General features: G+C 64.8%; 11 protein-coding genes. 7 read left to right on the top strand and 4 right to left on the bottom strand.

The annotated features are described in order from the left end of the window. Nucleotides 1-164 precede the first annotated feature (164 nt). A complete protein-coding gene (gene ggt, locus PG881_RS12970) occupies nucleotides 165-1,943 on the bottom strand; it encodes a gamma-glutamyltransferase (RefSeq protein ID WP_270800446.1) in 1,779 nt (592 codons plus the stop codon). 179 nt (nucleotides 1,944-2,122) lie between these two features. After that, nucleotides 2,123-3,034 carry a recombination-associated protein RdgC gene (gene rdgC, locus PG881_RS12965; RefSeq protein ID WP_011706841.1) on the bottom strand — a complete coding sequence of 304 codons (912 nt, stop codon included), beginning with the start codon at nucleotides 3,032-3,034 and terminating at the stop codon, nucleotides 2,123-2,125. Between the two features lie 180 nt (nucleotides 3,035-3,214). On the opposite strand from rdgC, the gene PG881_RS12960 reads away from it, so the two are divergent. From PG881_RS12960 to PG881_RS12940, 5 genes are all read left to right on the top strand, one after another. After that, the gene (locus tag PG881_RS12960) at nucleotides 3,215-3,643 is read left to right on the top strand and encodes a GNAT family N-acetyltransferase (RefSeq protein ID WP_011706840.1); all 429 of its coding nucleotides are present in this window, start codon (nucleotides 3,215-3,217) and stop codon (nucleotides 3,641-3,643) included. 101 nt (nucleotides 3,644-3,744) lie between these two features. Further along, complete coding sequence (locus tag PG881_RS12955) at nucleotides 3,745-4,971, top strand: exonuclease SbcCD subunit D (RefSeq protein ID WP_266141106.1); 1,227 nt, start codon at nucleotides 3,745-3,747, stop codon at nucleotides 4,969-4,971. Then, complete coding sequence (locus PG881_RS12950) at nucleotides 4,968-5,150, top strand: hypothetical protein (protein WP_024944177.1); 183 nt, start codon at nucleotides 4,968-4,970, stop codon at nucleotides 5,148-5,150. The genes PG881_RS12955 and PG881_RS12950 overlap by 4 nt, the downstream gene beginning before the upstream one ends. Further along, nucleotides 5,147-8,899: an AAA family ATPase gene (locus tag PG881_RS12945; protein ID WP_266141107.1), complete on the top strand. Its 3,753-nt coding sequence runs from the start codon at nucleotides 5,147-5,149 to the stop codon at nucleotides 8,897-8,899. Before PG881_RS12950 ends, PG881_RS12945 begins: the two co-directional genes overlap by 4 nt. Nucleotides 8,900-9,073: 174 nt before the next feature. Further along, complete coding sequence (locus PG881_RS12940; RefSeq protein ID WP_043121419.1) at nucleotides 9,074-9,715, top strand: bactofilin family protein; 642 nt, start codon at nucleotides 9,074-9,076, stop codon at nucleotides 9,713-9,715. Between the two features lie 41 nt (nucleotides 9,716-9,756). Here the strand turns inward: PG881_RS12940 and PG881_RS12935 are convergent, their stop codons facing one another. Further along, a complete protein-coding gene (locus tag PG881_RS12935) occupies nucleotides 9,757-10,305 on the bottom strand; it encodes a cytochrome b (RefSeq protein WP_039215989.1) in 549 nt (182 codons plus the stop codon). A gap of 219 nt (nucleotides 10,306-10,524) precedes the next feature. Between PG881_RS12935 and PG881_RS12930 the strand changes: the two genes are divergently transcribed. Further along, complete coding sequence (locus tag PG881_RS12930) at nucleotides 10,525-11,343, top strand: ABC transporter substrate-binding protein (protein WP_270800440.1); 819 nt, start codon at nucleotides 10,525-10,527, stop codon at nucleotides 11,341-11,343. A 61-nt stretch (nucleotides 11,344-11,404) separates the two neighbouring features. Next, a complete protein-coding gene (locus PG881_RS12925; RefSeq protein ID WP_266141109.1) occupies nucleotides 11,405-12,367 on the top strand; it encodes a sensor domain-containing diguanylate cyclase in 963 nt (320 codons plus the stop codon). Between the two features lie 78 nt (nucleotides 12,368-12,445). Here the strand turns inward: PG881_RS12925 and crr are convergent, their stop codons facing one another. Beyond that, the gene (gene crr, locus PG881_RS12920; protein ID WP_005303134.1) at nucleotides 12,446-12,955 is read right to left on the bottom strand and encodes a PTS glucose transporter subunit IIA; all 510 of its coding nucleotides are present in this window, start codon (nucleotides 12,953-12,955) and stop codon (nucleotides 12,446-12,448) included. Nucleotides 12,956-12,959 lie beyond the last annotated feature (4 nt).

The following is a 12,959-nucleotide window of genomic DNA, read 5'->3' as shown; positions in this document are numbered from 1 at the left end:
AGTGGCTGTTTTGAGGCGAAAGCGCGCTTCTCTGGCGGTCAGGCTGGCAACAGTAATCAATCGGTGATGGTTTTTCTGGTCACCGCTGGAGGAGGGGAGATAGCAAAAAAGCGGCCAACTGGCCGCTTCGCTGCGTGGGGGGCTGAGTGCAGATTCAGCCGCGCTCACTGGCCCTTGGCGATCCCCTCCCGGCGCGGATCGGCGGCGCCCAGCCAGCCGCTTGCGTTGCGCTGCACGCCCTGTAGGCCCGAAGTCTGCTCGCTCAGTAACACCTCGTGCCCCTTCGCCTTGAGCGCCTCGACCACGGCGGCCGGGGTGCGGCCCGCCTCCAGCTCGGTGGGGCCGTTGCGACTGCCGAAGTTGGGCAGATTGATCGCCTGCTGCAGGTTGAGCCCCCAATCCTGGGTGCCCAGCAACGTCTTGCCCACGTAGTTGATGATGGCGGAACCCCCCGGCGAGCCCAGGCTCATCTCCAGCTCGCCGCTGTCCTTGTCAAACACCAGCAGGGGGGACATGGAGGAGCGTGGCCGCTTGCCCGGCTCCACCCGGTTGGCCACCGGCAGTCCGGCGGCGTCCAGCGAGGTGAAGGAGAAGTCGGTGAGCTGGTTGTTGAGGAGGTAGCCGTTGACCATTAGCCGCGAGCCGAAGCCGTCTTCGATGGAGCTGGTCATGGAGACCGCCATCCCCGCCTTGTCGACGATGGAGACGTGGCTGGTGGAGGGGAGCTCCGGGGTGGCATCCTGGCCGCGAGCCGGCGCCAGCGGCGGGGTGCCCGCTTTGGCCAGGCCCATGGAGCGCTCGCCGATGAGGGCACCGCGGCGGGCCAGATAGTGCTTGTCGAGCAGGCCGCTGACGGGGACCGCCACATAGTCGCTGTCCGCCACGTACTGGTTGCGATCGGCAAAGGCGAGCCGCGCCGCCTCGCTGTAGAGGTGGATCGCCTCGGCGGAGGCGGCCGGCTGGCCCTGCTCCCCTTGCACCGGCTTGAGGGCCGCCATGTCGCGGCTCTCCAGCATGCCGAAGATCTGGCCGAGGGCGAGGGTGCCGGACGAGGGGGCCGGGAAGCCACACACCCGGCTCTGGCGATAGTCAAAGCAGAGGCCGTCGCGCAGCTTGGCGCGGTAGCTGGCGAGATCGACCGCGCTCAGCACCCCGGGGTTGGTCGGGTGGGCGTGCACCTTGGCCACCATGGCCTCGGCCAGCGGGCCGCGATAGAAGGCGTCCGGCCCCTGGCTTGCCAGGGTTCGCAGCACCTTGGCCAGGGCCGGGTTGGTCAGTCGGGTTCCCGCCGCTTTGGGGCTGCCGTCGGCCTGATAGAAGTAGGCCCGCGCGTCCGGGTCCTTGGCAAGATAAGGGTCCTTGGCCAGCAACGCGGCCAGCCGAGGGCTTATCACGAATCCCTGCTCCGCGAGGGTGATGGCGGGCTCGAACAGCGCAGCCCAGGGCAGCTTGCCGTAACGCTGGTGGGCCAGCGCCAGCGCCCGCACCGTGCCGGGGGCGCCCACCGAGCGCCCGCCCACCACGCCGTCGTAGAAGGCCATCGGCTTGCCATCTTTCATGAACAGCTGATCGGTAGCGGCGGCGGGGGCTGTCTCGCGGCCATCCACCGCCGCGACTTTTTTACCATCCCACACCAGCAGCAGGGAGCCGCCGCCGATGCCGGAGGATTGTGGCTCCACCAGGGTCAACACCAGCTGCACCGCGATGGCGGCGTCCACCGCGCTGCCACCGGCCTGGATCATCTGGTAGCCTGCCTCCACCGCCAGCGGGTTGGCGGCGGCCACCATGAAGTCGCGGCCTTGCCAGCCTTGTTTGTCCTGCCAGCCGCTGGCGGCCTCAGGCGCGATCAGGGTGTGGGCGGGGGGCGCTTGCAGGCTCTGCTGAGTGGCGCAGCCGGCCAGCAGTGCGAGGGCGATGGCCAGCCCCAGTGGTTTGCGCAACATGACACTCTCCTTGTCTGTTTTATGAGCATGAAGAGCGACTATGTCACGATTGGCGCTAATGGCTCAAGTTGTTGAATCAGATCAACAAGTTACTCATCTATCAACAAGTCGCCCCGAGCGAGCGCCCATAAAAAAACCGCCCGGAGGCGGTTTTTTGCAATCAGGCTGAGCCAGTTCACTTAGATGGACTGCTCTTCACCGCCCAGGGCGGCAAACAGGGCCGGGATGAACTGGGCCAGCTCGGCGGTGACCAGGGCGAAGTCGGCATCCAGACGGGCGGCCGGATCTTCGCTGGTGACGTCATCGTTCTGCTCGCGCAGCTCTTCGCTGAATTTCAGGCGCTTGATGGAGAGATCGTCCCCCAGCACGAAGCTCAGGGTTTCGCCCCAGTTGAGGGCCAGCTTGGTGACCAGCTTGTCGTTGGCCAGGTGGTTCTTGATCTCGTCCGTCATCAGATCCTGCTGCTTGCAGCGGATGATGCCGCCGTGCTCCATGGCGCTGCGCAGCTCGGCCTCGTCCTCCAGGGTGAAGGAGGCGGGCAGGTTGCCCTCGTTCAGCCACTCGGTCATGGTGATCTCGGGCGGGTTCTTGAGGGCCACCGGCACCACCGGCAGGGTGCCGATGGATTTGCGCAGCAGGGCCAGCAGGTCGTCCGCCTTCTTGGCGGAGCCCGCGTCCACCACCATCAGGTTGTCGGCCGGATTGATCCAGGCGAAGGTCTGGCTGGTGCGGCTGAAGGCGCGCGGCAGCAAGGTGTGGAGGATCTCCTCTTTCAGCGCTTCCTTCTCTTTCTTCTTGAGAGCGCGGCCCTGCTCGAACTCGATCGCTTCTACCTTCTCCGCCAGCATCTCCTTGACCACGGTGCCGGGCAGCATCTTCTCTTCCTTGCGGGCACAGATGAGGATGTGGCCGGCGGCGGAGTGGGTCAGGGTGGAGCCGAATTTGCCAAGGGGCTTGACCCACCCGAACCGGGAGATGTCCTGGCTGCCGCACGGGGTGAAGGCACAGGCTTCCAGCTGGGTTTCCAGCTGCTCGACGGTCAGCTCGAAGGGGCGGGTAAAGCGATAAATCTGCAGGTTTTTAAACCACATGGCGTCCTCGGTCTCATAGATTGTCCGGCGGGCATTGTACTAGAGAGGCGCTTTGTGATCAGCCAATCATTCTTGTTAAATAAAGGGCGATCGACTTCACAGGGAGTCATATTCGTCCCCAAAGCCGTCATCAAACTCCCCTAGACTGCGGATGTTCAGGTTGTTAACAAGGATACCAATATGCTGAGGGCGAGTCGGTCCGACGACATGGACGAGATCGTCGAAATCTGGTTGCTGGCCTCCCTGCAGGCCCACGACTTTGTTGATGCCTCCTGCTGGTGGCAGGCCCAGGAAGATCTACGCACCCGCTATCTCGATCACGCCCGCATCTGGGTGTTCGAGGAGCGCGGCGAGCTGCTCGGTTTCATGGCGCTGGTGGATGACTACCTGGCGGCCCTGTTCGTGCGCCCCGACCGCCAGGGGCGGGGGGTGGGCCATGCCCTGCTGCAGGAGGCCAAATCCAAGGGGGCCCGGCTGCATGCGCGGGTGTTCGTGGAAAACGATCTGGCGGTGCGCTTTTATCGTCGCCACGGTTTCGTGATCGAGGGGGAGGTGGCCGATCCCCTCACCGGTCATCCCCAGTACCAGATGTGCTGCGAGCCCGCCTGAATCTGCCGGCCGCGCCGGGTATGGCTTGAAAAAGGGGAGGCATATCCTCATCTTGTCTGCATCGGGTGCCGCTGACACCTCCTCCATACGAGCCGTTTTTCATGAAGATCCTGCATACCGCCGACTGGCATCTTGGCCATCAACTCCATGGCCACGATCGCCGTTTTGAACACGATGCCTTTCTCGACTGGCTGGCTGACACCATCAAGCGTCGCGACATCGACGCCCTGCTGGTGGCGGGCGACCTGTTCGATACCGCCAACCCCCCCGCCAGCGCCTGGCAGCAGCTCTACCGCTTTCTGGCGCGGCTGCGCGCCGAGCACCCGGCACTGGAGATGGTGCTGATCGGCGGCAACCATGACTCTCCCTCCAAGCTGGATGCCCCCCACGAGCTGCTGCGCGCCTTCGACCTGCATCTGGTGGGCAGCATCAGCCGGGACGACGAGGGGCGCCTCGAGACCGAGCGTCTGCTGGTGCCGCTGCGAGGCAAGGGTGGTGAGGTGGCCGCCTGGTGCGCCGCCGTGCCGTTTCTGCGCAGCAGCGATCTGCGCCCCGACGGGCTCAGCGAGGGGCAGGACAGACTGATCGAAGGGGTACGCCAGGTCTATGAGGCGGTGCTGAGCGAGGGGCGTGCGCGCTGCAATCCGGATCAGGCCCTCATCGCCATGGGCCACGCCTATCTGGCGGCGGGCCAGCTTTCCGAGCTCTCCGAGCGGCGGGTGCTCGGCGGCAACCAGCATGCCCTGCCTGCCGAGCTGTTTGCCGCCGCCGACTACACGGCGCTGGGTCACCTGCATCTGGCCCAGAGCCCGGCCGAGGGGGTGCACTACAGCGGCTCGCCGCTGCCGCTCTCGCTGGCCGAGGCGAACTACAACCATCAGGTGCTGGAGGTGACGTTTGAGGGGGGCAAGCTGGCCCGGCTTGAGCGGATCCCGGTGCCCCGCGCGGTGGAGATGATCCGGCTGCCCCAGAGCGGTCTCGACGAGGCGCTACAGGCCATCGAGGCGCTGGACCTGCCCGCTTGCCCGCAGCTGGCGCAGCCCTTCCTCGAGGTGCGGCTGCTGTTGCCCAAACCCGAGGCCCGCATCCGCGAGCGCGTGCTGGCCGCCATCGGCGACAAGCCGGTGCGCCTTGCCCGCATCACGACCAGTTATCAGGGCTCGGGCCAGGGGCTGGCGGATGGAGCCGGCCAGCGCCGGCTGGATGAGCTCTCCCCCACCGAGGTGTTTCGCCTCTGTTATCAGCGTCAGTTCGACGGGGAGCCGGAGGCCGAGCTGGTGGCGTCGTTTGAAGAGATCCTGGAGCAGGTGAAGGAGTCTAGCCAATGAAAATCTTGTCGCTGTCAGGGGAGAATCTGGCCAGCCTGACCGGCCCCTTTACCATCGATTTTGCCGGTGGCGCCCTGGGGGCCGCCGGCCTGTTTGCCATCACCGGCAATACCCGGGCTGATGGGGGCAAGAGCACGCGCGATATCGGGTCGGTATGGATGGAGGCGTGTGGCGTATGAAGATCCTCTCTTTGAGTGGTGAGAACCTCGCCAGCCTGACCGGTCAATTCACCATCGATTTTGCTGGTGGTGCCCTGGGGGCCGCCGGCCTGTTTGCCATCACCGGCAATACCGGCGCCGGCAAGAGCACCCTGCTCGATGCCATCTGCCTGGCGCTCTACGACGAGATGCCGCGCTTTATCGCCAATCGCAAGAACGTGGCCGAAGTGGGCCGCATGGATGACGAGGAGAAGCTCAAGGCCAACGACGTGCGCGGTATCCTCAGCCGCGGCCACGCCAGCGGTTTTGCCGAGGTGCAGTTTCGCGGCTGTGACGGCCGCATCTGGCTGGCCCGCTGGGCGGTACGCCGGGCCCGCAACCGCGCCGAGGGGCGCTTTCAGGCCCAGGAGCGCAGCCTGACCGACGTGGCGTCTGGCCAGGTGTTCAGTGGCAACAAGCGGGAGCTGCAGGATCGCATCGACGAGCTGGTGGGGCTCTCCTGGGAGCAGTTTCGCCGCGCCGTCATCCTGCCGCAGGGGGAGTTTGCCGCCTTCCTCAAATCGAGCGCCGACGAGCGTTCTGCCCTACTCGAACGGATGACCGGCACCGAGCTTTACTCCGCCATCTCGATTCAGACTCATGAACGGGCGCGGGAGGAGCAGCAGAAACTGGCCGCCATCAGCCAGCGGCTCGGCGACGTGGCACTGATGGACGAGGCGACCCGCGAGCAGTGGGTGAGCCAACAGGTCAGCCTCGCCACCAGCCTCAAGCACGAGCAGCAGCAACAGCAGCTGATGCAGGATTTGCGCGATCTCAACGGCCGCATCGCCGCCCAGTTGCAGGCCTGTCAGGAGGGGGAGGCGGCCCTTGCCGCGGCCGAGGCGGCCCATGGTGCGGCCGCCCCGGAGCGCGAGGAGTTCGCCCGCGCCGAGCAGGCCCAGGTGGCCCGCGCCGATCACGACGAGTTGGCTCGCCTCACCCTGGAGGTGCAGCAGCAGGAGAAGGCGCTGGCCGAGCTTGGTCCCGAACTTGGCAAGCTGGAGGAGCAGACCCAGCAGAGCGCCCTCACCGAACAGCAGCTACTGGCGGAGAAGATCGCCGCCGAGCGCGAGTGGGGCGCCCTGCAGCCCGAGCTCAAACGGGCGCAGGAACTCGACACCCGCATTCGGGAAAAGCAGCAGCAACTGCAGAAGATCCAGCAGGAGGGGGCGCAGGAGCGGGAGGTGCAGCTCACTCTGGAGCAGGGCTGGCGCCAGCAGCGCCAGCAGGTGGAGCAGCTCCAGGCCCAGCACCTGCAGTGGGGCGCCTGGCTTGAGGAGCACAAGGAGCTGGCGCCGGTGGCCCGCCAGTGGCAGTCCCTGCTCACCGCCATGCAGGATTGGGCCGAGGATGCCGATAGGCTGCAGCAACTGCTCACCCTGCGCGAACACAAGCTGCGCGCCCTCAGGCAGTTGCAGCACCAGCTGGAGCAGGGGCAGCAGGAGCGCGACTACTGGCAGCGCGAGCAGGCGCGGCTGCAGCAACAGCAGCATGAGCTGCAGGAACAGCAGTGGGAGGGGCGTCTGGCCAAGGCGCAGGAGCAGTGGCAAGGGCAGACCGAGCAGCTGGGCCAGTTGCGCCAGCTGCTGGAGCTGGCGGACTATGGCCGCAATCACGGCGAGCAGCATGGTCGCCTGCAGCAGGAGGTCGCCCAGCTGGAGCAGGCGCTTGGCAAGCTGGCCATCCTCGGCGACGAGCTGACGCCGGCCCGCGAGCGGCTCGCCCTGCAACGGGACGAGGCACGCCATGCGTTGGAGCAGTCCCGCGCCATCGCCAGTTTCGAGCAGCATCGCCACATCCTGCGCGACGGTGAACCTTGCCCGCTCTGCGGCGCCGAGGAGCATCCCTATCACCAGAGCCAGCCACAGGTGGCGGGTATTCTCGGCCAGCTGGCGGAGCGCGTCCGCAGCCTGGAGCTCGAGTGGGAGCGGCTCAATCACCAATACATTCAGTGCGAGAGCGAGCACCAGGAGCTGGCCCGTCAGCTGGCGGTGCGCCAACAGCATCTGCCTGAGCTGGAGACGCGCGCCGAGCAGCTGACCCAGCGCTGGCAACAGCTGGGCGGTGCCGAGCTGCTGGGCCATCCGTTGCCGCTGCGTCAGAGCCCAATCGAGTGGAACGAGTTGATGAGTACCCTGCTCGGTCGCGGCCAGAGTCTGGAGCAGGGGCTGGCCCGCAGCCAGCAGCAGCTGCGCGAGGCCCAGCTCGGCCAGCAGCAGTTGCAGGCCGTGCGTCAGCAGCTGAGCCAGCTGGCCAGCCAGCACCAGCAGTTCGAGCAGCAGTGGCAGGAGGCCGACCGCCAGCGCATCGCCCTGGAAGGGGAGGTGAAGGCGATGGGCGAGCAGGAAACGACCCTGCGCCAGCGCCTTGAGCAGGGGGGCAGCCGGCTCGACGAGCAGATGGGAGGTCAGCCCTGGCGTCAGTGGCTGGGCAGCCAGCAGTGGCGCGAGTGGCAGCGGGCCTGCGAGGCCTGGCTGCATGGCCAGAGCGAGTGGGAGCGGCTGACCGGCGAGATTGCCAGCCTCACCCCGGCCCTGAGCGCCCAGGAGGCGCGTCTGCAGACCCAGCGCGAGCTGCTGCACAAGCTCGAGCGCGACTACAAGGAGCATGAACAGCAACGACAGGGGCTGGTTACCAGCCGTGCCACCTGTCTGGGGGGGGAGGAGATTGCCCTGGTCGAGAGCCGCTGGCAGCAGCGGCTGCAGCAGCTGGCCAGCGAGCTGGAGACGATGCAGGGGGCGGCCCGCGCCCTGCGCGAGCGCCAGACCGAGCTCAAGACCCGTCTCAGCCATCTTGAACAGGAGAAGCAGGTGAGCAGCCGGCGGCGACGGGAGGTGCTGGGGCGCTGGGCTGCCCACGCCAGCAGCCTCGGCATCGCCGAATATGACCTGCGCCGCCTGCTGGCCATGAGCCCGGATGAGCTCAAGGCGCGCCGCGCCGCCTTGCAGGCGCTGGAGGATGCCCGCGCCGAGGCGCGTACCCGTTTGACCGAGCGGCAGCGGACGCTGGCACTGGAGGAGAGCAAGCGGGATCGTTACCGCGAGCATCACCCCGAGCTGGCCGCGTTGGCGCTACAGGAGCTCGACAGCCGGCTGACGGCGCTGGAAGCGCACTGCCGCGCCCTTGACGAGCAGTTGTTCCAGTGCAAGAGCACGCTGGCCCAGGCTGAGGCGGCGGCTCTCAAGGCGGGTTCTTTACAGGAGAAACTGGCCGCCCAGCAGGCGGTGGCGGATCACTGGCAGCGACTCTGTGATCTCATCGGCTCGGCCAGCGGCGCCAAGCTGCGTACCTTCGCCCAGAGCCTCACGCTGGAGCGGCTGCTGCTGGAGGCCAACGCCCAGCTCGCCGAGCTTTCCCCCCGCTATCGACTGGAGCGGGTGCCCGGCACCGATCTGGCGCTGCAGGTGGTGGATCTCGACATGGGGGACGAGGTGCGCTCGGTGGACTCCCTCTCCGGCGGTGAGAGCTTCCTGGTGTCGCTGGCGCTGGCGCTGGCCCTCTCCAGCCTGTCGTCGCGCCAGACCCAGGTCGAATCGCTGTTTATCGACGAGGGCTTCGGCACGCTCGATCCCGACAGCCTGGATCTGGCGCTCTCAAGCCTTGATTCCCTGCAGGCGGCCGGCCGCCAGATCGGGGTCATCTCCCACGTGCAGACCCTGGTGGAGCGGATCGGCGTGCAGGTGCGGGTGGAGGCCCTCGGCGGCGGCGAAAGCCGGGTGGTGTTGCCCTGAATCCTGCTTAGGTTTGCTGATTAATCGCGGCCCCGCCTTCTGGCGGGGCTTTTTTGTTTCAGTGTTTCGGCAATCTGGTCGCTTGAGCTAGGTCCATGCCCGCGTATCGCGGGAAACGAGAGTGAGGGGTTGACCCCGGTCTTGCATCCATCTGCCCGCAAGAGGGAATGGTCAATGACATTGATGCCTGAAAGGATCCTGGCTCGCATCGCGATGCGGCCACGCAGTGACGCGCTGTATCTCATCTGGTTCTGCTGGGGCCTGGCGTTGCTGCTTTATGTGGCGGGATCTGCATATTACAAATTACCCATAGTGCCGTTGCTACTGATGGTGCTGCTGTTGATGGTGGAGAAAACCAAGATGTTTGGACGAAAGCGCAACGAGTCTGAGGTGGTCGGGGCGGGGAGCACGACCACGGTGATCGCCAAGGGGGCACGTTTCAAGGGTGAGTTGCAGGTGGAGGGCAATCTGGATGTGTATGGCCAGTTCGTCGGGACGCTGCAGCTGAACGGCGGGACGGTTCGCATCATGGAAGGCGGCCGGATTGAAGGGGATGTCAGCGCCGCCCACGTGATCATCAATGGCACTCTGGATGGCACTTGTGCCTCGAGCGAGGTGGAGATCCTCGAAAACGGCAAGATGAAGGGGTTGTTCAAGGGCGGGAGCCTCTCCATCCGCAAAGGAGGCCAGTTTGTCGGCCAGTCCCAATCTCAGGAGGAGCAGAAGGGCGAGAGCAAGGGCAACGTCAAGCAACTGCAGCCTGAAGGTAAAAACAAGGCTGTCGATGCTGCCGAGGTTGTGGCCAAACAGGCCTGATCAAAAGAGGGGCGAGTACGCCCCTCTTTGCTGGCAAGGGATCAACTGCGCCGTTCGGGCAGCATATTGGTCAGGGTGTTGTCCTTGAGCACATGGTGGTGGTAGATGGCTGCCGCCGCGTGCAGGGCAATCAGCGCATAGCCAATGTTGGCCAGCGTCTCGTGCAGCTCCTTGATGGTGCCCTTCAGGCCGTCATCGGGGGCGATGAGGGCAGGGAGCTCCAGGCCGAAGAAGGGGATGGGCTTGCCGCCTGCGCTCAGCAGCAGCCAGCCCAGCAGCGGGGTGAGGATCAGGAAGCCATAGAGCGCCAGGTGGGCGAGCTTGGCCAGCGTGAGCATCAGGGGGGAGAGCTCGGGCACGATACGCGGTGAGGGGCTACCCGCGCGCACCAGCAGGCGCACGACCACCAGTGCCAGGATCAGCAGACCCACCATGAAGTGAAACTCTTTCATCAGGTCGCGGCCGGCCGACCCTTTGGGGAAGATGTCCCTGAACTCCATCAGCGCATAGACGGCGATCATCAGCAGCAGAGTCAACCAGTGCAGCCCTATGCTCAGGCTGCCATAACGTTGTTCGGTATTTTTCAACATGCTCATATCCTTCTCGGGGCTCGCATTGCATCAAGGGTGGTCGCAGCGGGCATCCTGCCCCCGCACCATTCCTTTTCATGTTACCGCGCAGATGTGTCAAAACCTTGATCTCGGTGTGTTTTTTAACATCTTATTTGCAACTCGCCCGACACGCTCTGTGCCGAGTCTATGCTTCTGATCAACAGGGCCATGCCGGCCAGGGTGGTGAGAGGTTGCATCATGAAGCATCTGAGAGTGGGCGTGCTGGCAGGCTTGATGCTGCTCGCCATGCTGCTGGGGATAGCGGGGGTCGACGAGGAGCGGCTGGCTGCGGCAGAACCTGGCCGACCGACCCATTTTTCAGCCTATCTTGGTTTGTTGCCGGGGCTCATCGATTCCAACGGCACCGGTCCCTTCGTCGACCTGGTCAAGGCCATCGCCGGGCTGGATGACGGGGTGGAGCTGAGCGTGATGGTCTACCCCATGTCCCGTGCCACCCGCAGCGTGGTGGTGGGGGAGGCGGACTTCAACCTGCCGGCGCTGCGCAATCCCTACATCGACGAGTCCATGCTGCCCTATCGCTTCAGCTCGGCGACCTTTGGCAAGGTGACCCACGTGCTCTACAGCAACAGTGCGGCGCCCATTACTCCCGCCATGGTGCTGGGCTACGAGTACACCAAGCGGGATCTGCTCATCGAGGGGGTGACCGACTTCTGGCCCTTCTCGGTCAAGCGCTCTCTCTCGCTCGAGCAATCCCTCGGCAAGCTGAGCCGGGGCCGCATCGATGCCTTGCTGTGGGCGCAGGAGGAGGCGGATTTCACCCTGCGCAAGATGGGGCTGACCAATATCCACCGGGTCTATTTCGGCGAGTTTGACGATGTGTTCATCATCCCCAAAGGGCCGAAAGGGGATGCGGTCGACCGCTTCCTGACCCAGTCCATCGAGCGGCTCAGGGCCTCCGGTCAGCTCGACAAGATCTACTCCGCCATTCACGGCCCCTATCAGGAGTGGCAACCGGGAGAAAATGCTGCGACCAAGGCGGTCAGAGCCGCGCAATGAGCGCTTTACCCGCGATCAGCGCTCACTTACCTTTGAACGATACCTTGGTAAAGGAGTTACCTTGAACATCACCGATCCTGTGATCCTGACCGAGCTGCAGCAGATCCTGTTTCGCTCCTTCGACGTGATCCCGTTTCCGATCCTGATATCTGAGTCCGCCTGCAGCGAGACGCTGGGCAGCATACCTACTCGACTGTCGGAGATCCCGGCCCGCCATCACAGGTTCGTGAACCGGGCCTTCGTGACTCAGCTGGGCTACGACCTGACGGATCTGCCCGACATGGCCAGCTGGTTTGCCACCGTCTATCGCGATGAAGAGAGCAGGGCCCAGGCGATTGAGCGCTGGAACCAGGCGGTGATGACCAGCCTGGCCAACGGCGCGGCGGTGGCCGAGATGAACGCCTGTCTCTACTGCAAGAGCGGCCAGCAGCGCTGGTTTACCATCACGGCCCAGCTGACGGCGGATGCCATGCCGGGTTGGCACATAGTGACGCTGCGCGACATCCACGACCTGCACTGCATGATAGAGGAGGTGAGCCGGCTCTCCTGCACCGATCCGCTGACCGAGCTCGGCAACCGGCGTGCCGCCGGGCAGCAGTTGCAGGCGCTCTGGCTGCAGGGGGAGCCCTTCTCGGTGATCCTGTGCGATATCGACCACTTCAAGCAGATCAATGACCGCTACGGTCATCCCGCCGGGGATGCGGCGTTGTGCGAGGTGGCCCGCATCATGGCGCAGCAGCTGCAGCCCGCAGAGCATCTGGCCCGCTGGGGCGGGGAGGAGTTTCTGTTGATCCTGCCTGGGGTGGATGCTGAACAGGTGGTCGAGCGAGCCGAGCAGTTGCGCCGGCAGTTTGTCGACCATGTGGTGGCGTGGGAGGGGCAGAGTTTTTCCCTGACGATGAGTCTGGGCTGTGCCACCCGAGGCGAGTGCAAGAGCTGCGACAGCCTGCTGCAGGTGGCGGACAAGGCGCTCTACCAGGCCAAGAGCAACGGCCGCAACCGGGTGGTATTTGGCAGGGCCTAGCCGGAAAACGCCCATAAAAAAACCGAAGCCAGGGCTTCGGTTTTTTGTTGCGGCGACGGGCGCTCGGCCCATGCGGCCTTATTTCTTGATGCGGATCACCGGGGTCTCGCCCACGGTCACGGCACCCGTCATCTTCACCAGCTCTTTGATCTCGTCCATGTTGGAGATGACCACCGGAGTCAGGGTAGATTTGGCTTTGGCTTCCAGAACGGCCAGATCGAACTCGATGATGGTGTCACCGCGCTTGACCTGTTGACCTTCCTGGGCGATGCGCTTGAAGCCTTCGCCTTTCAGTTCAACGGTGTCGATACCGAAGTGAACGAACAGCTCGATACCAGAGTCAGATTCCAGCGAGAACGCGTGGTTGGTCTCGAAGATCTTGCCGATGGTGCCGTCGCACGGCGCAACCATCTTGTTGCCAGCCGGCTTGATGGCGATGCCGTCGCCGACGATCTTCTCGGCGAAGACTACGTCGGGCACATCTTCGATCGGTACGATTTCGCCTGACAGCGGGGCAAAGATTTCGATGCCGCCGGTATCAGAACTGTCATCGGAAACCAGTTTCTTCAGTTTATCAAACAGACCCATAGTA

The organism is Aeromonas sp. QDB54, from assembly GCF_027707385.1.
In the GTDB taxonomy this organism is placed as follows: domain Bacteria; phylum Pseudomonadota; class Gammaproteobacteria; order Enterobacterales; family Aeromonadaceae; genus Aeromonas; species Aeromonas hydrophila.
Note: the sequence above shows the minus strand (reverse complement) of the source record. Positions and strands in the feature narration are given on the sequence as shown.

Excerpts from the sequence above, each read along its gene's own strand:
- ggt (WP_270800446.1), bottom strand. The coding sequence starts at position 1,943 with ATGTTGCGCAAACCACTGGGGCTGGCCATCGCCCTCGCACTGCTGGCC.
- rdgC (WP_011706841.1), bottom strand. The coding sequence starts at position 3,034 with ATGTGGTTTAAAAACCTGCAGATTTATCGCTTTACCCGCCCCTTCGAG.
- PG881_RS12960 (WP_011706840.1), top strand. The coding sequence starts at position 3,215 with ATGCTGAGGGCGAGTCGGTCCGACGACATGGACGAGATCGTCGAAATC.
- PG881_RS12955 (WP_266141106.1), top strand. The coding sequence starts at position 3,745 with ATGAAGATCCTGCATACCGCCGACTGGCATCTTGGCCATCAACTCCAT.
- PG881_RS12950 (WP_024944177.1), top strand. The coding sequence starts at position 4,968 with ATGAAAATCTTGTCGCTGTCAGGGGAGAATCTGGCCAGCCTGACCGGC.
- PG881_RS12945 (WP_266141107.1), top strand. The coding sequence starts at position 5,147 with ATGAAGATCCTCTCTTTGAGTGGTGAGAACCTCGCCAGCCTGACCGGT.
- PG881_RS12940 (WP_043121419.1), top strand. The coding sequence starts at position 9,074 with ATGACATTGATGCCTGAAAGGATCCTGGCTCGCATCGCGATGCGGCCA.
- PG881_RS12935 (WP_039215989.1), bottom strand. The coding sequence starts at position 10,305 with ATGTTGAAAAATACCGAACAACGTTATGGCAGCCTGAGCATAGGGCTG.
- PG881_RS12930 (WP_270800440.1), top strand. The coding sequence starts at position 10,525 with ATGAAGCATCTGAGAGTGGGCGTGCTGGCAGGCTTGATGCTGCTCGCC.
- crr (WP_005303134.1), bottom strand. The coding sequence starts at position 12,955 with ATGGGTCTGTTTGATAAACTGAAGAAACTGGTTTCCGATGACAGTTCT.